Annotated in this window: 19 protein-coding genes, 1 tRNA gene and 1 pseudogene; 13 read left to right on the forward strand and 8 right to left on the reverse strand. The window is 37.2% G+C overall.

The window, feature by feature from the left end:
- Positions 1–333 precede the first annotated feature (333 nt).
- The 3 genes from BMW42_RS07930 to BMW42_RS07940 all read right to left on the reverse strand — a co-directional run bounded on the left by BMW42_RS07930 (position 334) and on the right by BMW42_RS07940 (position 3,297).
- Positions 334–1,584 carry an OmpP1/FadL family transporter gene (locus BMW42_RS07930; RefSeq protein WP_092767003.1) on the reverse strand — a complete coding sequence of 417 codons (1,251 nt, stop codon included), beginning with the start codon at positions 1,582–1,584 and terminating at the stop codon, positions 334–336.
- 219 nt (positions 1,585–1,803) lie between these two features.
- Positions 1,804–1,879, reverse strand: a tRNA-Arg gene (locus BMW42_RS07935).
- Positions 1,880–1,947: 68 nt separating this feature from the next.
- Positions 1,948–3,297 carry an amino acid permease gene (locus tag BMW42_RS07940; protein ID WP_092767004.1) on the reverse strand — a complete coding sequence of 450 codons (1,350 nt, stop codon included), beginning with the start codon at positions 3,295–3,297 and terminating at the stop codon, positions 1,948–1,950.
- A gap of 322 nt (positions 3,298–3,619) precedes the next feature.
- On the opposite strand from BMW42_RS07940, the gene prpF reads away from it, so the two are divergent.
- The 3 genes from prpF to BMW42_RS07955 all read left to right on the forward strand — a co-directional run bounded on the left by prpF (position 3,620) and on the right by BMW42_RS07955 (position 7,052).
- Complete coding sequence (gene prpF, locus BMW42_RS07945; protein ID WP_092767005.1) at positions 3,620–4,807, forward strand: 2-methylaconitate cis-trans isomerase PrpF; 1,188 nt, start codon at positions 3,620–3,622, stop codon at positions 4,805–4,807.
- Positions 4,808–5,041: 234 nt separating this feature from the next.
- Positions 5,042–6,004: a GGDEF domain-containing protein gene (locus BMW42_RS07950; protein WP_092767006.1), complete on the forward strand. Its 963-nt coding sequence runs from the start codon at positions 5,042–5,044 to the stop codon at positions 6,002–6,004.
- Between the two features lie 136 nt (positions 6,005–6,140).
- Complete coding sequence (locus BMW42_RS07955; protein WP_092767007.1) at positions 6,141–7,052, forward strand: polyprenyl synthetase family protein; 912 nt, start codon at positions 6,141–6,143, stop codon at positions 7,050–7,052.
- Between the two features lie 33 nt (positions 7,053–7,085).
- Here BMW42_RS07955 and putP read toward each other — a convergent pair whose 3' ends face one another.
- The 5 genes from putP to BMW42_RS07980 form a co-directional block, all read right to left on the reverse strand.
- Complete coding sequence (gene putP, locus BMW42_RS07960; RefSeq protein WP_092767008.1) at positions 7,086–8,576, reverse strand: sodium/proline symporter PutP; 1,491 nt, start codon at positions 8,574–8,576, stop codon at positions 7,086–7,088.
- A gap of 168 nt (positions 8,577–8,744) precedes the next feature.
- A complete protein-coding gene (locus BMW42_RS07965; protein WP_035268029.1) occupies positions 8,745–9,599 on the reverse strand; it encodes an SPFH domain-containing protein in 855 nt (284 codons plus the stop codon).
- Between the two features lie 24 nt (positions 9,600–9,623).
- Positions 9,624–10,097: an NfeD family protein gene (locus BMW42_RS07970; RefSeq protein ID WP_092767009.1), complete on the reverse strand. Its 474-nt coding sequence runs from the start codon at positions 10,095–10,097 to the stop codon at positions 9,624–9,626.
- An 86-nt stretch (positions 10,098–10,183) separates the two neighbouring features.
- Positions 10,184–11,113 (reverse strand): patatin-like phospholipase family protein, encoded by a 930-nt coding sequence (locus BMW42_RS07975; protein WP_092767010.1) that lies wholly within the window; start codon positions 11,111–11,113, stop codon positions 10,184–10,186.
- 74 nt (positions 11,114–11,187) lie between these two features.
- Positions 11,188–11,805 carry a lysophospholipid acyltransferase family protein gene (locus BMW42_RS07980; RefSeq protein ID WP_092767011.1) on the reverse strand — a complete coding sequence of 206 codons (618 nt, stop codon included), beginning with the start codon at positions 11,803–11,805 and terminating at the stop codon, positions 11,188–11,190.
- Between the two features lie 136 nt (positions 11,806–11,941).
- Between BMW42_RS07980 and BMW42_RS07985 the strand changes: the two genes are divergently transcribed.
- From BMW42_RS07985 to BMW42_RS08030, 10 genes and pseudogenes are all read left to right on the forward strand, one after another.
- Positions 11,942–13,228 (forward strand): MFS transporter, encoded by a 1,287-nt coding sequence (locus BMW42_RS07985; protein WP_092767012.1) that lies wholly within the window; start codon positions 11,942–11,944, stop codon positions 13,226–13,228.
- 110 nt (positions 13,229–13,338) lie between these two features.
- Complete coding sequence (locus tag BMW42_RS07990) at positions 13,339–14,058, forward strand: HAD family hydrolase (protein WP_092767031.1); 720 nt, start codon at positions 13,339–13,341, stop codon at positions 14,056–14,058.
- Between the two features lie 140 nt (positions 14,059–14,198).
- Positions 14,199–15,107: an AEC family transporter gene (locus BMW42_RS07995; RefSeq protein WP_092767013.1), complete on the forward strand. Its 909-nt coding sequence runs from the start codon at positions 14,199–14,201 to the stop codon at positions 15,105–15,107.
- A gap of 125 nt (positions 15,108–15,232) precedes the next feature.
- Positions 15,233–15,745, forward strand: a complete 513-nt coding sequence (locus BMW42_RS08000; protein WP_092767014.1) for a hypothetical protein — start codon at positions 15,233–15,235, stop codon at positions 15,743–15,745.
- Positions 15,746–15,990: 245 nt separating this feature from the next.
- Positions 15,991–16,140: pseudogene (gene tatA, locus BMW42_RS08005) on the forward strand (twin-arginine translocase TatA/TatE family subunit); the annotation flags it as partial.
- Positions 16,141–16,194: 54 nt separating this feature from the next.
- Positions 16,195–16,593 (forward strand): Sec-independent protein translocase protein TatB, encoded by a 399-nt coding sequence (tatB, locus tag BMW42_RS08010; RefSeq protein WP_051586589.1) that lies wholly within the window; start codon positions 16,195–16,197, stop codon positions 16,591–16,593.
- On the forward strand, positions 16,586–17,332 hold the full coding sequence (gene tatC, locus BMW42_RS08015; protein ID WP_051586588.1) for a twin-arginine translocase subunit TatC: 747 nt from the start codon (positions 16,586–16,588) through the stop codon (positions 17,330–17,332). The genes tatB and tatC overlap by 8 nt, the downstream gene beginning before the upstream one ends.
- Before the next feature lie 137 nt (positions 17,333–17,469).
- On the forward strand, positions 17,470–17,808 hold the full coding sequence (locus tag BMW42_RS08020) for a hypothetical protein (RefSeq protein ID WP_035268003.1): 339 nt from the start codon (positions 17,470–17,472) through the stop codon (positions 17,806–17,808).
- 94 nt (positions 17,809–17,902) lie between these two features.
- Positions 17,903–19,690, forward strand: coding sequence for a cholesterol oxidase substrate-binding domain-containing protein (locus BMW42_RS08025; protein ID WP_092767015.1), 1,788 nt, complete (start codon positions 17,903–17,905; stop codon positions 19,688–19,690).
- Positions 19,691–19,926: 236 nt separating this feature from the next.
- Positions 19,927–21,195, forward strand: coding sequence for an HlyD family secretion protein (locus BMW42_RS08030; RefSeq protein ID WP_092767016.1), 1,269 nt, complete (start codon positions 19,927–19,929; stop codon positions 21,193–21,195).
- The last annotated feature ends 1 nt before the right edge of the window (position 21,196 follow it).

The raw sequence follows: 21,196 nt of genomic DNA on the forward strand, positions 1-21,196 counted from the left end.
ATTTTCCCTGATCTTCTTCAATGAATTATTTTGTATTTTCCAATTGAATTGAGGATTAGTTATCTTAAACTGATCCTAAATCTTATGTTCACAAAATAACACATTAAGAATCAGAGTAAATACTCTAAGGAAATAAATTTATAATTGAATTTTAATTCTGATAAAAATAATAGGAATTTTATTTTTATATAAATTATTGAATTTATGTGTGATTTAATTTTGAATGACACTATCTTATCGTTAATACTTAAATGAACTATACAGTCAGTCAATGGCATTCATGATTAAATAAAAAAAGAGCACAAAAGTGCTCTTTTGAAAAATAAATGGCATTTAGAAACGATAACCTATTTTTAGACCATATGCCCAAGCATTGTTATCTTCAAACTTACCCACTTCACGACCAACAGATCGGCCATCAGCATCTCCTAACCAAAAATATTTTACACCGCCACCGATAAAGGTTGCAGGAGTAGGGCTAAACTGAGCACTCAAACCTAGATTCCAGTAGCCTTCTGTTGGTCCAAGTGCGGTTACTGGATTCCCAGCTCCAGAATCCCAACCTGCGGATAATGCACCGCCCCATTTTTCATTAATCTTACGACCAACGCCAACCGTTGCAGACCATTGATCTTTATCATATTCAATAATATTTTGTCCTTGACTAGTAACAGCTTGTGTTAACAATCTAAATTTATCAATATCAATTTTTAGACCTCCCCATTCAACCCATCGAACATTTGCAAAAGCAACGGTGTTTGCCATGATGCCTGTTTGAAAGTCTAAATTAACTGATTGTGGAGTGCTGATTTTAGTATTCTGAGAAGGTGTATTTAATGCCCCACTCGAATCTAAATTTTTAAGATTAGTTAGTACTTGAGCTACTTGAGGTCCAACTATGCTCTCAACAATAAAACTAGGATAACCAAAATAACTTGAATAAGCGTTTATCAAACCATTGGCATCTTCCGTAGTTTCCAAACTATGGTCAATTTCAGATCTATATGTTAAGGATGCTTTTAAAGCTATTTCAGGGATTTGATATGCAACACCAGCTAACCAACCATAACCTTCATCTCTTTTAAAATGAGCCTGATAATTCGCTAAACTAGATAAAGTTAAATTACCTCTCACATCCTGATATACACCACCGCCATAAATATTCAAATTTTCATTAGGTTGAAACCCAACAATAGCTGATATGTTATTTGAATTTACTTTAACCTCTGTTGAAGAGAGAGGAAGTGTACTATCTGGCAGTAATCCTGGAAGTAATCCATCTGTGTAATAGGCTGATGCTCCAAAGGGTTGATCATAGAGTAAGCCGAAAGAGAATTTTTCATTTAATTGCAGTTTTAATGCAGCACTTGGGAAGTAATAATCCTCAGCCATATCACTAATTGGACCCAATTGATTTTTTCCAGATACATCAGGGTCAATAATGGAGATACCTGCTTCAAAGTAGTTATTTGGTTGTAAAAATGCTCCTATCGATTGACCTGAGCGATCCATAGCGGCTGCATAAGCCCCAGAAATCGGTAATAAAGCAAATAATACAGATGCACTGATGGTTTTTAATTTCATGTTATCTATCCTTAGATAATGTGAATTTTTAATTTAATAGAATTTTTTTAGTTATTTCCTTAAGAGCTGATAAATAAACGATTTATGCTTAAATGTTTATTTTTTGCTCTACAAACAACATATCATAAAGGTAATGAGATGCAACAAAAATTTGACTGAAATGACATTATTTTTTTTATTTTGGGTCAATTTGTTGATAAGTGTATTAATCTAAGAAAATGGTGCGCCCTGCGGGACTCGAACCCACGCCGGTCACTTAGGAGGCAACTGCTCTATCCAGTTAAGCTAAGGACGCATACTAATCTGATCAAAAAATTTTTGAAAAAAGTTATTGCTTAGCAATAACTTTTTTAATGCGTCTTACTATTTTCGGTAAAGTAATTTAAATAATACCAACATCAGGATAATCCAGATCGGAATCATGATCACAGCACCGCTTAAGCCCTGAGTCCACATGATGTAAAGCACGACAATAATAAACCCAAGAACCAAATAGTTACTGGCTGGTGACCATAGAGCAGGAAATTTTGAAGTGGTATTTGACAGTTTCATCGCTTGTTTAAATTTCAAGTGAGTCAACGCAATCATCGCCCAGTTAAGTACTAGAGCACCAACAACAATATAAATTAAATTACTTAAAGCATCTTCAGGTGCAAAATAGTTTAATAAAACACATCCGAAAATTAACACCGCTGACAACAATACCGCTGGAACAGGTACACCTTGTTTATTGGTTTTTTCAAAAATTTTAGGGGCATTACCTTGTTTTGCTAAACCAAAAAGCATACGGCTATTCGCATACATTCCACTGTTATATACCGATAGCGCAGCAGTCAAAATAATAAAGTTGAGCAGGTGAGCAGCCCAATCAATACCCAGTTGACTGAAGATCATTACGAATGGGCTTTTATCTAGACCACCAAGTTGCAGTTGATTCCATGGAACTAAAGAAAGAAGAATTGTAAGCGACCCAACATAGAAAATCAGAATACGGAAAACAACTTGATTAATTGCTTTAGGAATCGTTTTCTCTGGATTTTCAGCCTCAGCTGCCGCCATACCAATCAGTTCAATACCACCAAAGGCGAACATCAGGAATGCCAACATGAAGAATAAACCTTCGAATCCATGAGGGAAGAAACCACCGTGAGTCCAAAGATTACTGAATGATGCAGTAGAGTCAGATCCTGCTGTAAACAACAAGAATAAACCGAAGATAATCATCGACACGACAGCTGCTACTTTAATAATAGACAGCCAAAACTCTGATTCTCCATAAAATTTAACATTACAGAGGTTAACTAAGGTAATGATAATAAAGAAGAAAAGAACTGATGACCAAGCAGGAATGTGAGGCCACCAATAGTTAATATATTTTGCAACAGCTGTTAATTCGGTCATCGCGACCAAAATATAAAGAATCCAATAGTTCCAACCTGCTAGGAATCCAGGAAACTTACCCCAATATTTATTTGCAAAATGACTAAATGATCCTGCAACAGGTTCATGAACAATCATTTCGCCTAATTGGCGCATAATTAAAAAAGCGATTAAACCACCAATTGCATAACCCAAAATAATAGATGGGCCGGCAGATTGGATCACGTGTGCGGAACCTAAAAATAAGCCTGTACCAATTGCACCACCCATAGCGATTAATTGGATATGACGATTCTTTAAGCCACGCTGAAGTTGTGAAGACTTGTTATTCAAAGTATTCAGCCCGACGATTGAAATAAGTTACAAGATTGTAATAGATCAAATTGCATTAGCCTAGTACGTCAGCGTTCATGAATGTTTTTTATGATTTAAATAAAATAAAATTATTATAGAAAAATGATTTAATTATTTTTTAATCAATCATTTAATTTTATTAGAGTTTATTTTTGTTAGAGTGAATTAAATTTAATCTATCGTAATTGATGGAAATTCATACCATAGTGTTAAGTGCTCATGTCCACATAAAAAATCATTTATACTGTGTTGAACTAAAAATCACGATTGATAACAAATATTAAAAGAGAAGGAATGAGCTATGAGTTCAACACCACAAATTAAAATTCCAGCCACTTATATGCGTGGAGGAACGAGTAAAGGTGTTTTCTTTAACTTAAATGATTTACCCAAAGAAGCTCAAGTTCCAGGTAAAGCAAGAGATCAAATCTTATTACGTGTGATAGGAAGCCCTGATCCTTATGGCAAACAAATTGATGGAATGGGTGGTGCTTCATCTAGTACCAGTAAGACAGTCATTCTCTCTAAAAGCGCTCAATCTGATCATGATGTAGATTATCTTTTTGGACAGGTTGCAATTGATCGACCATTCGTCGATTGGAGTGGTAATTGTGGCAATCTTACGGCTGCTGTAGGCTCATTTGCGATTTCAAATGGTCTCGTGAGTGCAGAAAAGATCCCAGAGAATGGAATTTGTACGGTAAAGATTTGGCAGGTCAATATTCAGAAAACGATTATTGCGCATGTCCCAATCACAAATGGTCAGGTTCAGGAAACAGGTGATTTCGAGCTTGATGGGGTAACATTTCCAGCTGCAGAGGTGCAAATAGAATTTTTAGATCCCGCAGATGATGGAGAGGATGGGGCTGCCATGTTTCCCACAGGAAATGTGGTTGATGAGCTGGAAGTCCCAGATATTGGTCGCTTTCAGGTGACGCTGATTAATGCGGGTATTCCAACTATTTTTATGTGTGCTTCAGACTTAGGGTATGAAGGAACTGAACTTCAGGATCATATCAATAATGATGTCGAGGCCTTGGTCAAGTTTGAAAAAATTCGTGCTTATGGTGCTGTAAAGATGGGTATTATTCAGCATATTGATGAAGCGGTTCAACGTCAGCATACACCTAAAATTGCATTTGTATCTGCGCCTAAAAATTACATCTCATCTAGCGGAAAAGCAGTACACGCTGATGAGATCGACTTGACGGTTCGTGCTTTATCTATGGGTAAACTACACCATGCCATGATGGGAACCGCAGCTGTAGCGATTGGAACCGCCGCTGCAATTCCTGGAACATTAGTCAATTTAGCCTCAGGTGGTGGTGAAAAAAAATCAGTCAGATTTGGGCATCCTTCTGGAACACTCAGAGTAGGCGCTGAAGCGGAGAAAATTAATGACCAATGGACGGTAAAAAAGGCCATTATGAGTCGCAGTGCTCGAGTACTCATGGAAGGATGGGTGCGAATTCCTGGCGATACGTTTTAAGATGAAAAAACCACTTTCGAGTGGTTTTTTTACGCGCTTAAAATATGTGATAAGTATACTAAATTAGTCTGAAAGCATTACTAACAGTACGATTCACTCATAAATAAATAAGACTATGACAATTTTGACATGTTATATTAAGGAAATAAGTCAACGTGATTATATTCACCGAATTCATAAAATTAAGTTGCTGAATAGCCTTCGCTCCACGAATAATTAAAATGAGAAAGACCAATGAAGAAGGATAATAATTTTGAGCAGGATACGCCCAAGATTGATCAAGAGTTTCTAAACCAAATTCATGCTACAAATAAATTAGATTTGGTATCTGTGATTGCCAAAATCCCTGTGCCTGTGGCGCTAGTTCAGCATGATGGTGTATTTATTAGTGCAAATCAATTATTTGCTGATATCTATGAGAGTGATGCACTCTATTTACTCGGAAAGAAATTAGGTTTCGTATCAACGACGGTTTACCAATTATTTCAAGATGCGCTGCAATTGTTTCGAAATGATTCACGTTTATACAAAATTGAAAATGAGTTCTATTCAAAAGGGCATTTTTTTCAAATTTATTTTAGTGCTTTAAGAGATAAATCAACCTCTTTGGATTGCGTGTTGATCGTATGTGCAGATATAACAAAATTGAAAAGACGTGAACGTGTCTTGATCCAAAATAATAAAAGGTTGTTTGAAGAGCTATATTTGGATCCTGTGACTGGGATGAACAATAAGCTGGCATTTGAACAGTTTTTAAAAGATCGCTTCCTTATTCAAGATCGGAACAATTATTCTTTTATCAAGTTTGAAGTCGAAAATTTTAAAAAGTTTAATCAGCTCAATAGTTATACCATTGGCGATGAAATTTTGAGTCGTATTGGATCTCTGATTAAAGAGGAGTTGAATCAAGATTTAGCAGAAGTCTATCGTTTGAATTCTGCAAGTTTTATCTTGGTGATTCAAGAATCGACTCCTTGGAAAATTCTCACCATTGCTGAACGCCTAAAACAAACATTGGTCCGTGAAAAAATTTATTTCGATCCTCAAGAGGATGAGGTACTCACGTGTGCGATTGGGATTTTTCATCCTCATTGCCAAAAAATGTACTCAGAAAAGCAAATATTAGAAACCTTAGATCGTGCGGTTGACATTGCACATGTATTGGGTCGAAACTCGATTCATGTGTTAGATGAATAGTCACTCTTCATTTAAACCTATCACTAAATAAAACAAATCAGCATTGTGTTTTGTAGCAATCACAATTGGTTGTAGAATAAGGACAATTTTATATATACCGACATGAAACGGTATAACTTGAGGTTCAAAGACGGCAGTGACAGTACATATCTCTGTGAATAGTGAAGTATTACAACGTGCTCAACAGCAAATCCAACAGGATCTGAAAATTGCCCTAGATGCTTTTTTCATTCCAGAGCCTTTGAAAAGTGCTGTAAATCATGCAGTCATGTTAGGTGGAAAACGGGTTCGTCCAGCTTTAGCGTATGCAACAGCAGAATTAAGTGAAGATCATAAAAATTTTGCTGCTGTGCGACGTGCAGCAGTTGCAGTTGAGTTAATTCATTGCTATTCACTTGCTCATGACGACTTACCATGTATGGATAATGATTTGTTGCGTCGTGGTCAACCAACGTGCCATGTTGCATATGGTGAAGATACAGCACTACTTGCGGGAGATATCTTGCAGTCGATGGCATTTGAGGTTTTAGGAAGTCGCCTTTTTGATACACAAGTCACTGTAGATCCTTCTATTGTGTTGAAGCAAATGCAGATATTGGCGACATCATCTTCTAAGATGGTTTGTGGTCAAGTCCTAGATTTGCAAGCAGAAGGCAAGAAAATTGATCAGGAAGCATTGGAAAATATTCATCGTAATAAAACTGGTGCACTGATTCAGGCGGCAATCATGATGTCAGCAGTGACAGTGATGGACGGTGTAGATGCAGGAATACCGAAATTGCGTGAATTTGGTCAAGCATTAGGTTTAGCATTTCAAGTACAAGATGATATTTTAGATATAGTTTCGGATACTGAAACGCTTGGAAAGACCGCTGGAAAAGATGAACTTGTAGAAAAATCAACATACCCAGCTTTATTGGGTTTAGATGCTGCAAAAGAATATGCAAATAAGCTTCATCAGCAAGCCATTAGTGCTTTAGATTATTTTGGTGATTCAGCATCTGAACTTAAACAAATTTCAGCTTTTTTACTTGCTCGAAAGAGTTAAAAAAAGAGGACAGAAAGTCCTCTTTTTCATTTGTTATTTTGTCGCTTTATATAATCGGTCTGCTTCGTCAAATCGGTCAGTAACATCTGAGTTCGGTTGCTTACCTAATAAACTCACAACAATGATTGCGATGAGAGAGCAAATAAAGCCAGGAATGATTTCATAGATTCCAGTATCAGCCCAAATATTTTTCCATACAATAACGGTCACTGCACCAATGATCATCCCCGCCAAAGCGCCATTTAATGTCATGCGTTTCCAGAATAAAGACAGAATAATGAGCGGGCCAAATGCTGCCCCAAAGCCTGCCCAAGCGTAGGCAACTAGACCAAGTACTTTAGATTCAGGGTTTGACGCTAAAACAATCGCAAGTAAAGCTATCAGTAGCACCATCAAGCGACCCACCCAAACCAGTTCTTTTTGAGAAGCAGTTTTACGGATGAAAGATTTATAAAAATCTTCGGTTAAAGTGCTTGAACATACAAGAAGTTGACAACTCAATGTACTCATTACCGCAGCCAAAATTGCAGCTAATACAATGCCTGCGATCCATGGGTTAAATAGAACTTTCGTTAACTCCATAAATACAGTTTCAGGGTTAGCATTCACAATATTAGCGAACTGTGGATTTTGCTGAAAATAAGCAATACCGACATATCCAGCAGCCACTGCACCACCAAGGCACAGAATCATCCAAGTCATACCAATACGACGAGCATTAGGAATCGATTTAACTGAATCAGCAGCCATAAAACGTACGAGAATATGAGGTTGTCCGAAATAGCCTAAACCCCAGGCCAGTAATGAAATAATTGCGACGGTACTTAAATTACCCATTAAACTGCTTGCTTCTGGTCGCGCTGCTTCAAGTGCTAAATTCACTTGAGATAAATCTGAAAAAGTCAGTAAAGCCACGATGGGGGTAAGCAATAAGGCAAAAATCATTAATCCCGCTTGGATGGTGTCTGTCCAAGAAACAGCCAAGAACCCACCAATAAAAACGTAACTGATCGTTGCAATTGCACTAATCCAAAGGGCAGTGCTGTAAGAAAGATCAAACATACTTTCAAATAATCGAGCGCCTGCCACCATGCCTGAAGCACAATAAATGGCAAAGAAGATTAAAATGACAAATGCAGAAACGATTCGTAGAATTTTTTTCTGATCATTAAAACGATTGGAAAAGTAATCTGGGAGTGTAAGGGCATTGTGTTGAACTTCAGTATGAACTCTGAGACGTCCTGCCACTAACAGCCAGTTGAGCCATGCACCAATAATTAAACCAATTGCAATCCACATTTCTGATAGACCAGAAAGATAAATAGCACCTGGCAAACCCATAAGTAACCAGCCACTCATGTCAGAAGCACCAGCTGAAAGGGCTGTTACAAAACTTCCCAAGCGTCGTCCACCCAAAATATAATCTGAAAAGTTCGTGGTCGCTCGATACGCGATTAAACCAATCACGACCATGGCGACAATATAGAACAAGAAAGTGATTAAGGTGGGATCAAAGGTGCTCATACAATTTCCATGATGCAGTTAGACGATAGATTGTTTTCATGCAATCTTTCAGGATGCGAAATTTAACCATAAATTTAAAATAAATGCTGAAGAATTGAATCTTGAGTCATATCAATAACAAAGGCAGCCGAAGCTGCCTTTTTAAATTTTGAAGAGTGTTTGAGCGATTTAAGGATTATTACGACCCATTACCCCACGAATCGTATTCATGATGTCAGCAGGCAATACCACAGTTTTAGCATTATTAGATTTAGCCATATCCTGCATTGCTTTTACATATTGTTCACCAAGTAGATAAGCGACAGGGATCTCTTTGTCGCCTACGGCATTGGTAACCATATTAATGGCTTTTTCTGAAGCTTCAGCGAGTACAACTTGAGCCTCAGCATCGCGACGTGATGCTTCAAGACGACCTTCAGCTTCAAGAATCGCAGCTTGTTTTTCACCATCAGCACGTGTCACTGTCGCACGACGCTGACGTTCAGCTGCGGCTTGGGCTTCCATTGCGGATTGCATCGTACCTGATGGTTGAATATCTTGGATTTCAACCGTTTTAAGCGTAATTCCCCAATCTGAAATATCATCAGAAATTGCTGCTTTCAGCTTCGCTTTAATATGATCACGTGAAGATAAAGCATCATCCAAGTCCATTTCACCGACGATTGAACGTAAAGAAGTTTGGACAAGGTTTTGGATCGCCCAAGTATAGTTTTCGATACCGTAGACTGCTTTTTCTGGTGTAGTAATGTTGATATAGGCAACAGCGTTCATTAAAAGAACTGCGTTATCTCTTGTAATTACTTCCTGAGATGGAATATCGAGAACGATATCTTTTGTCGTGACTTTATATGCGACTTCATCAACATAAGGAATCACAAAGTTTAGACCTGGACTTAAGGTTGTATGGTATTTACCCAGACGTTGTACGATCCATTTATAGCCTTGAGGAACAATACGAACCCCTTTAAAAATAGTGATCCCGACGAATGCCAAAAATGCGATGGCAATAATTGAACCAGACATTTCTACTCCTTTAAGAATTATTGTTTATAACGGTGAGTTGAGGTTATTGTGCGCTTGAACGACCAGCTCATTACCTAAAATATCTGTAACTCTGACACGATCACCGACCTGAACAGGGTTCAGTGTTCTGCAATTCCATTCGTCAGAGCCGAGAACTGGAAGCTGAAACCGAACTTTGACTAATTCAGGTTCATGACCAATTTGAATCACCATCCCAACTTGTCCGATTGTCGCTTCACGTGAGAGCCCCGCTTTAGTCTTATCAACGGAAAGTGGTTTAATAAATTTAAACCAAATCACCGTACATGAAATCGATAGGACAACCCATAAAATAATTTGAGCTGGAAGCCCCATAGAAGGAAATAGCCACACCAGTATGCTAATAATGACTGCAGCTATACCAAACCACAGTGCAGCAAAGGCCGGTAAAATGAGCTCAGACAGGATGAGCAAAATACCTAATACAAACCAATGCCAAGGTTCAATCAATAAGTCCATACATCTACTCTAATCGTTATCTTGTTATAGACGAAAACATCTATATCAAGATAACAGACTAGGGCAGAGAAGCCTATAAAAAATGCTTAAAAGCGAGCTGTTGGTGCAGGTTTGAAAGCAGCAGGAGATTTTTTGAAATTGGCAATTGCGGTATCTATTGATTTAATTTTCAGTTGCGCTGCTTTCTCACCTTCAAGTATTGCCTCATTGCTGGCTTTCAAATCCAAAGTTCCTAAATGGCCAACTTTTGGCTGAATCACGACTGTAGCTGCATTGAGTTCAGTATTGATACTTTGTTGACCCATAATATTAATCGTTTGATCCAACAGTCCCCACATGCTCATCGGCTTATTGCCTGCAGGGCGTGCAGAAATATCAACTGCTATCACAATATCTGCACCCATATTTTTGGCAGTTTGAACTGGAATTGGACTCACGAGTCCACCATCAACATATTTGGTTTTGCCAATCGTTGTTGGAACAAAGACGTTAGGGATACTACATGACGCTCTTACGGCTTGACCTGTATTACCTTTGATGAAATCAGCGCGTTTACCATTATCTAAACGTGTGGCAACTGCAGCAAATCGAATGGAGAATTGTTCAATCGGTTTGTTCCCAACCTGTCGATTGACATAATCTTGGAGCTTTTGACCGAGGACCACACCCTGTCGATTTAAAGTTAAATCACGAATATCGGACTCTTTCAGCTGAAGTGCAATTTGCTGTAGTTGATAGGGAGATTTGCCTGAAGCATAAATACTACCGACAAAACTTCCAGCACTTGTACCCGTAACAATTTTGGGTTTTATACCATGAGATTCTAAAACCTTTAATACACCAATATGCGCAAAACCTTTTGCACCACCACCGCCTAGAGCAATGGCGATCACTGGCTCGCGTGCTTGAATTTGAGTGGATTGTGTGGGATTTTTTACAGTAGAGTTACAGCCTGATAGCGCCAATAAACTCAGGCCAATGAAGCTGATTTTGGGAAGATTGAGGAGCAATGACATAGACATTAATCTGCTAAAAAGTGTCAAAATTTTAGGCATATCTCAACAGATTGCTGTCTATTTTTCTAGCATTTTTACAAAAGTTCTTTAAAGGGTAATGCTAAACGACTTATATTTTTAGGAGAAATTTTTCCACGATAATATTCTAATATTTTGTGCAGATCAGATTCATAGTCTCCCGTCATTTCAAGGCTTCCTAAACATCGTATGACTTTATGATCATAGTCAAATGCAAACATTACCACTGGCATATTTGCACCTAAGGCAATGTGATAAAAACCGCTGCGAATCTTTTTAGCACTTTTTCGTGTACCTTCAGGTGCCATTGCCACCCAAATTTTATCTCGTTCATGAATAGCTTGAACAATTTGTTGAGTCAAGCCTTGGGGGGTATCGCGTTTTACCGGAATCACCCCGATCCATTTGAGTAAATGTTTGAGTGGAGATTTGAAAAGACTATCTTTTCCAAAGATTGTGACTTCAATGCCAATGCCAAGCATCGCGAGAAAGGCATACAGTCCATCATAATTTGATGTATGCGGAGACACAATTGCGACAGCTTTGGGGAAATTTGGAAATTCTCCTTCAAAAGACCAGCCTTGTCTAAGATAAAGCTGTTTGAACGCTGCTCGACTCAACTTTGAACCGCGTTGAGGAACTTGTGATGGCAATTTTGGAAATCTATTGTTCATTGTGCGTTGTATAATGCTTTTTAAATTTATTATAAAGATCTTGTGTATGAGATACATTGGCAGAATAAGAACCAAGTGACAAGGACATCTCAATACGAATTGATTAAGAAGACATCAGTTGTAGGACACCTCTTTCATGTCACCAAATACCAAAATGTATGTGCTTTTATTTTCACTCTATTGGGCGCAAGGATTGCCAGTAGGATTTATGACACATGCTTTGCCCGTGATTCTGCGTGCTGAAGGTGTTTCCTTAACGCATATTGGTGGATTTGGATTGCTGATGGCTCCGTGGGCACTCAAAGTTTTATGGGCTCCATTGGTTGATCGCCATCATTTGTTCAATCAAGGGCATTACCGCAGTTGGATTATACCCACTCAGTTACTCACAATGATTACGCTGATAATCTTATCGTTTATCCCCATTCAATCACTGAACCAACCTCAATATCTCTTTGGATTTTTCGTGGCATTGTTGATGATGAATAGTATCGGAGCGACTCAAGATATAGCAACCGATGGCTTAGCTGTGAATATTCTAAAAGGTGAACAACAGCATCTAGGCAATATGTTCCAAGTGATTGGTTCAAGATTGGGCTTTATTGTGGGAGGGGGTGCGATATTGTGGGTATTAGATGGATTGACTTGGCAAACCACTTTTTTATGCTTGGCTGTTTTGGTGGCATTTAATACGCTACCCGTATTATTGTATCGTGAGCCTCAACATGCTTCACAAAGTATCAATAATCATCAAGATGATGATTCATCATCTAAAACTCAAAGTTTCGTGAAAGCTTTAAGTCATTACTTAAAATATTTTTTTCAAAATCGAGAACTCAGACTTTGGTTTTTTGTATTGTGTAGCATAAAAGTGACGGATGGATTGTCTGGACCTATTCTTAAACCATTGTTGGTCGATTTAGGACTATCTAAGACGCAAATTGGTGTCAATGTGACCATGCTTGGAGCATTTGCTGCTTTGATCGGAGCAGGTATTGCAGGTTGGCTACTTAGGTTTTATTCGCGTCAAAGTGCTTTAATTACTTTTTCACTGCTTAAATTATTGAGTCTCATTGGATTTGCATGGTTATCGCATTATGAGGCGCGACCTTCTGAATTGAACGTCGTGTGGATCTATATCATCAATGCTTTAGAAGATATGTTCGCTGCGATGTTATTGGTGATTATTCTAACCTTGGTGATGCAATACAGTCGGAAAGAATTTGCAGGAACAGATTTTACTTTCCAAGTCGCATTGATGGCTTCCATTGCGGGAGCACTGTATACCGTGAGTGGCATATTAGGCGATTGGCTCGGTTATACCTCATATCTCATTTTGATCTGTATATTAGGATTATTTTTGTTCATACCGATTTTAGTATGGAGTCGGTATACAGCTCAAAACAAACATCAATGGAATTAGTCTGTAATCTATCTTTTATTCATTTTCATGCTTAGGATGAAATAAAAATGAATAATCGAGATTACGAAGAGTTGATAGCATGGGCAAATGAATACACTCCTCTAAGCACTATGAAAATTCAAGCTGTTATTTTTGATTTGGACAATACACTGACACACCGAGATTTAAGTGTTCAAACTTTTAGTCGGGCATTATTTAATACTTATAAACAGCAAATTGATCAATCTGCCTCGTCTGCGCAAGCTGAGATTCTCGAAACGATTCGATATATTGATCATGGTGGCTATCCCATCCGAGAACGAATGACTGCACCTACCATTGGTGGTTCCGTCGCTCATGCATTACTCAATCAGTTGAAATGGAAAAAAGCACCAGAATTAGATGAATTAAGTGACTATTGGTTTAATCAATTTGGACTAAACGCAGTCATGATGCCAAATGCTATTCAGACGCTTGATCGCCTTAAAAACAAAGGATTTAAGTTGGCAATCATTTCGAATGGAGGACATTTCACTCGACACAAAATTATCGAAGGTCTAGGAATCGCGCATTATTTTGATGTGATCATGAGTTCTGAGAAGGCAGGTGTGTCAAAGCCTCAAGCTGAAATATTTCATATGACTTGTCAACAATTAGGAATTGCACCTGACCATTGTCTTTATGTTGGTGATCATCCAGTGAATGATTATTGGGGTGCTACTCAGGCTGGACTAGATGGATTATATTTGGCGGGGTTTCACCAATCCTTAGCTGAACATCAACCGCCGTTAAATAAAACAATTCAAACTTTGCCTGAAATTTTAGCGTATATAAAACAAGTCAATGCATGATGTAAATGATGAATTTTTGAGACGATCACCTTGATGCAGTGTAATATAAAATGATCAGTTCAAAATGCATGCAATAAACCCCTGTGGTTGATTGAGCATATTAGGACTGAGCGATCTGCACTCGATTAGGCTCATCATTTATGTACAGCATTGTTTTATCCTTAGTGCCGCTGATAGGGCTCATATTAATTGGATATTTTCTTAAACAGAAATCATATTTAACTGACGAGTTTTGGGCGGGTGCAGAAAAACTTAACTATTTTGTTTTTTTCCCTGCCATGCTCTTTGGCAATTTGGCTCAAGCTGATATTCATATGGAGATGGTGAGTAAAATTTTAGTCATTTTACTCGTGGTCTTTCCAATTGCTTGTGCAGTTTTATATATTCTAAAAAGAATTTTTCAGACCCCAACACGAAGATTTGGAGTCTATGTTCAAAGTAATGTACGTTTTAATACCTATATTGGTTTAGCAGTGGTTGCTTCGCTTTTTCCAGCAGAAGGCATGACAATTTTTGCATTACTGTTGGCGATCAGTATTCCTGTTGTGAATATCATCTCGGTCTTGGCACTGACCGATCATGAAAATATGAATTTTCGAGCAGTGATTATATCGTTACTCAAAAATCCTTTAATTTTGGGTTGTCTGGTTGGGGTGCTCTACAATGTATCCGGGCTACCATTATGGAAAGGTGCAGAGTCATTAATTTACCAACTTGCGATATGTAGCTTACCTATGGGACTAATGTGTGTCGGTGCTGCATTGCAATTTGTGGCTCTTAAAAAAGAATCATTTCCTCTAATGATCAACACGCTATCGCGTTTATGTTTAATGCCGATTTTGGCTTGGTTGGTATGTAAAATACTGGGCTTCAATGCTTTAGAGACGCAAATCTTTATTTTATATTTTGCATTACCAACGGCTTCAGCTGCATATATTCTGACGAAAGTATTGGGTGGCGACAGTCAATTAATGGCTGGCGTAATCAGTCTGCAAATTATCGGTGCGGCAATCACACTACCCATCGTTTTGACTTTAATATTGCACTAAAACTAAGAAGTATAATTCTAAATATTTAGAATCATTTGAAAGCTTATCGATTCAATTTGAATTAGATTATGTATTTGTGTTGAATTATGAGAAAATGCAAGATTAAGTTGAATTGAAGTACTCCCATGACACACCACAATGCTGAATCTTTAAGTGATATCGAAATTTTAGATATTTTACAGTCTATGAAATCTGACGAACTTAATGTTGAGGCGAATAAACTGATTCGTAGTGGTGGTAAAGAGGGGCGTCAGGAAGCACATAAAAAAGCCTTGGTTGCATTACATCAATCTTTTGAAGAAAAGTTTGTTGAAGCAGTGACACTTGCTTTAGGTTTAAATGAAGCACAAGCAAAAAAAATTAAATATAAAAAAGACAGAATTCGTATTCTTAAAGCGCGTGGTATTGATTATCTTGAGATTGATGGTGCTGAAACAGCACAAGTTTTATCGCAGGTTGCACAGGCGATTACACGCGAAGAAGCAATCGTAACGCGTGATCTACACAATATTTTTCCGTTTTGGAAAGAAGGCTGGCCAATGGTTCAGTTAGATAATGCGTATGCTATTTTAGCTGAAGATATCGATATTCATTATCAAGCAACTTTAGATAAATTTTTAGAAATCTATGGTCGCTAATACTTTATTATTCAAGTTAAACGAAGAATTGAAAACGTAGTTTAGCGAACCAAGTGACTGAAAACCGATTTAAGCAAAGGCTTAAATCGGTTTTTTTACTTTTATCAGTAGCTTATATTTTGAAAGCAGAATAAAAAATCTTAACAGACTCAAATATGTATGCTGAGATTGTTAGACATTTCAAGAGTTCTATGCATTGTTGGTCTGTTATTATTAAGCAATATTAAAAAATAAGGATAACTATAATGATGGGTCTTTCAATTGGTCATATCGCACTATTTGCCATAATTATTTTGGTCATTTTCGGTACAGCTAAATTAAAGAATTTTGGCAAAGATGTCGGCGGCGCTGTAAAAGATTTTAAAGATGCTGTTCGCGAAGATAAAAAAGACACTCATCAATAATCTTTTTTAAACAATATTCAAAGCAATATTGTGGTGTTTTAACCTATGTTTGATGTTGGGTTTGGAGAACTACTCTTTCTTGGACTGATTGTAATTGTGGTCTTGGGTCCTGATCGTTTACCCGATGCGATTCGTTTTGCGCTTCGAAGCTTGAAAAAAATAAGTGAAATAAAATCCGATATTAAACAGAAAGTAGATCTAGAACTTGAGCTTCATCAACTTCGTGAAGAATTAAAAGACGAAATTCAGAATGTTAAACAGCTTGAAACTCAAATGCAGGAATATTTCGCGCATCTAGATGATCAAATTGATCAGAAACAAAAACAATATTTCCCAATACAAAAGTTTTATGTTCCAGCACCTTATAAAACAGATTTTCTAATGACTCATTTAGCGCATTGGTCGTGTGTTGATATACATGTAATGGGAGTGAGATATGTCTGAAACTTCCGACCTCAAAAAAACACTGAGTCATTTTTCTGATTATTTTGAAGAATTTAGGCGAAATTTAATTCATGTCGTTATCGGCTTTTTAGTTATTTTTGTTGGATTAGTGCCATTCGCGAACAAAATTTATAACGCGATCGCACTGCCTCTACAAGCTAAATTACCTGCAAATGCGCATATGATTGCGACAGATATTACCAGTACATTTGTAGCACCCATTAAGTTGGTATTTTTTGTCACGCTGATCATCCTTTTTCCTTTTATTTTTTATAAATTATATGTTTTTTTAAAACATGCGCTTTATCTGAAAGAACGTAAAATTTTCTTTTTCTTTTTTCCCTCAAGTATTGTGTTGTTTTACTCGGGCATTGCACTGGGATACTTTTTTATTCTGCCCGCTGTATTGGGATTCTTTATTGGAGTTTCGCCAGATAGTGTGACCCCTATGACAGATATTCAACAATACTTATTGTTTTGTATTAAGTTTTTCTTCGTCTTAGGGCTGATTTTTCAAGTGCCATTGGTCATTATGATCACGGTGTATTTTGGATTAGTAGACATTGAGACCATCCAAAAAAATAGACCTTACATTTTTATCTTTTGTTTTTTTATTGCCATGTTTGTAACGCCGCCAGACATATTATCAATGGCGATTGGGGGCACAATGATCTATCTATTATTTGAAATTGGGCTGTTATTTTCAAGAATATTGAGTCAATCGAATTATCAAAATTAATGTTAAATAAATCACAAAATAATTAAATAGTGTCATACAGTTTTCATTATAGATACACAATTCATTCTGTATATTAAAAAGTGCTTAACAAAAGTTAGGTGTATCTAACATAAATTCTTTATAACGAGGTTTTAATCATGAGCTTAGTAGAATTAAAGCAAGAAGAAATCAATGAAGTATCTGGTGCTGGAACATTGATTGGTGACTCAATCATCCACGGTGTGAACTTATTCAATCAAACACTTAATTCAAAACTGATTTCATCAGTTGGTGTTGTATTTAGTGCAGTAGGTTTAGGGCTAGTACACCAAGCTGCTGATACTACTGGTTTAGTGGCATCAAAAACATTAATTGGTCTTGGTCGTGCACTTGGTGGCGATGTAGCTGAAACTCCAAACCATTACGAAAAAGAAAAGGCAGAAGGTCAATATAAACTTCTTCCGACTTTAAATGGCGTTCGTGCTTGGCTTTCATAAGTTTTAAATAAAGTGTTAAAGGTAGACTGGTCATGAGTACTGGTCTGCTTTCAGTAACAGAAATAATAAAGCTAAACTTTTGGTGGCTATAACAATGCAGAATTCATCAGAACAAATAGATCACGATAAAAGAAACTTTCTAAAAACAATGGGTAGCTTAGCTGCTGTTGGTGCTGTTTCAGCATGGCTTCCAACACAAAAGGCAGAAGCTTGGTTTTTTCCTTTACAAGAAAGATTAGTAAATTTCCCAACTGAAATCTCAATTTTTAAACAGAAATATGAAAATTGGTCTGGGGAATCTCGTTATGAAAATGCATGGACAGCATCACCGAGAAATCAAGAACAAGTTTTAAAAGCCATTAACTGGGCATATCAAAATGGCTATAAAGTCAGACCCAAAGGGATGTCACATAATTGGTCACCTTTATTGTTGGATGATCAAGACAAGATTACTAAAATTTTATTGATTGATATGCCAACGCATATCAACAAAGTCAGTATTGATGCAAAAGGTATTGTGACTGCCGAAGCAGGCATTCAAATGGAAGCATTGTTAACCGCAATGGAATACCGTAATCGTGGATTTGTAGCAGTGCCCGCACCTGGAGATTTAACTTTGGGTGGTGTGTTGGCCATTGATGGTCATGGCACAGGTGTACCTGCCGTAGGGGAAATAAAACAAGAAGGTCAAACTTATGGTTCGATCAGTAATTTAGTGGTATCGATCACTGCTGCTGTTTTCGACCAACGAGAAGGTCGATATGTTGCGAAAACCTTCCTGCGAAATGATCCAGAAATTCGTGCATTTTTAGTTCATATAGGTCGTGCATTTATTTTATCTGCACAATTACAAACGTCAAAAAATCAATATATTCGTTGTGAAAGCTATACCGACATTCATATCAATGAGCTATTTGCTCAAGATAAGCATGCTGGACGTACCTTCTCTCATTTCCTGGATAAATCTGGTCGTGCAGAAGCAATTTGGTTTCCATTCACCGATTATCCTTGGTTAAAAGTTTGGACTGTTACTCCGTATCGTCCTTTGACTGCTCGACAGACAGTCAAACCATTCAATTATTGGTTCTCAGATAATTTAATCAAACCTATTACAGATTTAATTCATAAAATCATCGTCAATAAAAGTACTTATCTCACGCCAACCTTTGGTTTAACCCAGTATGAAATCTCTAAACTAGGTTTAAATGGTACGCCATTATCTGGAATCACGACGATTTTGACTGGTGGTTTGGCTTCCACTCAAACTTATGATTTATGGGGAACGTCAAAAAACGTTTTACTGTATGTCAAACCAACAACTTTGCGTGTTACGGCAAATGGCTATGCTGTCATTACCAGTCGTGCAAACGTTCAACGGGTTATTGCTGATTTTTGTGATTATTACAGCATTAAAATGAAGCAATATCAAAAATTGGGTCGTTTCCCAATGAATGGACCTGTTGAAATTCGAGTTACGGGCTTGGATCATCCAGAAGATTCAATTGTTCACGGCGCTCAAACAGCAGCATTATCAGCCATTAAACCTTGTCCTGATCATCCTGAATGGGACTGTGCCGTTTGGTTTGATATTTTAACCTTGCCAGGTACGCCATTCTCAGCGCAATTTTACACAGAAGTTGAGGAGTGGATGTCACAACGTTATCAAGGTGATTCTTTGATGCGACCAGAATGGTCTAAAGGGTGGGGCTATACCAATCAAAAGGCTTGGGATAGTCTAACTTATATCGATTACGAAATTCCACGCGTCCATGCTCAGGGTCAATCTAATCATTTAACCATTCAGTCGAGTAGTCATATTTTAAAGCAATATGATCCTCATGCTTTGTTCACAGCACCTTTAGTCAATCGAGTTTTGAAATAAAACGAGATGAACGCTTCGTTTTTAATCTATTGAAATCAGTATCCAACTGAGTTTATTCAAAGCAGATTTAGCTGAGCGAAGTGTGGGATAGGACAGGAGACAACACAGATCATGACTATTTTATTGAAAACTTTTGGTTTGTGTTTGTCTCTTTTAAGCACGCTGTTGAAATGCAGTCAACTTGATGAAAATTCAATATAAAAAACTCGTACTTGAAAAATTAATTACAAATATATATGACAAATAAGCTGTTTAGAGACAAAGCGATTGATGCACAAAAGTCAAAGTGGATTGGTGAAGTCATTTTGATTCGACCATTTTCATTTACGGTACTCACGATTGTTGTCGCCATTTTTACTGTTTTATTAGTGAGTTTTATTTTTTTTGGAAGCTATACGAAGAGGACGAGTGTTAAAGGATTATTGATTCCTAATACGGGTTTAATCCGAGTTTATAGTGCTGAAGGGGGTACAGTCAGTGAAAAATTCGTCAAAGAAGGTCAATTAGTGGAGAAAGGGACACCATTAATTACATTAAAAATGACGCGTTATAATAGTACAGGTAACTATAATGAGTCTGTACAACAACAAATTGAGTTAAAAAAACAAAGTTTAGATACTGAAAAAAATAAACTAAAAGACTTACATTTAAATAATGTTCAACAATTAAATGCAGAAATTCAATCTATACGTTTAGATTTAATAAAATTAGATGGCTTAATTGCCGAGCAACGCCAACGTCTAGCACTTGCACAAGAAAATGCACATCGTTATCGAGATTTAAAAGATAAAGAATATATTTCGATTGAAGAATATCAACTGAAGCAAGATAACTATATCAGCCTAAAAGTTGCATTACAGAGTTATGAGCGTGAAAAAAATACTAAACAAGCTGAATTAGAAAATAAATTATTGGCTCAGCAAGGACTAGCATCGAAGTTGGAAAGTGAGCTGACTTTGGTCGATCGTCAATTAGCTTCGAATCAGCAAGAATTTTTAGAAAATAAAGCGCGGGATAGTTTGCTATTACAAGCCAATGCGACAGGAAAAATAGCATCGATTAATGCAGAGGTTGGTCAGTTTATTTCTCCTAATATTCCTGTCATGAATATTGTTCCGACGCCTTCTTATTTAGAAGCACATCTTTTTGTATCCAGTTCAGCAATTGGATTTATAAGGACTGGTCAAACCGTAAAACTTCGTTTTCAAGCCTATCCTTACCAAAAATTTGGTCAAGGTGAAGGTGTGATTCATTCAATCTCAGCGACGACGATGAACCCACAAGAACTGACCAATTTAGGCGAGTTAAGTCAGGGTGTAACATTTAACCAAAGTGAACCTGTGTATTTAGTCAAAGTCAAATTAGAACAACAATTTGTAAAAGCCTATGGTGAAAGTAAGCCTCTTAAAGTGGGTATGGCCTTTGATGCAGATATCATGCAAGAAAAAAGAAAACTATATGAATGGGTACTCGAACCGTTATATAGCATCACCGGCAAGATATAAG

Source organism: Acinetobacter sp. DSM 11652 (assembly GCF_900109815.1).
Classification (GTDB): Bacteria; Pseudomonadota; Gammaproteobacteria; order Pseudomonadales; family Moraxellaceae; genus Acinetobacter.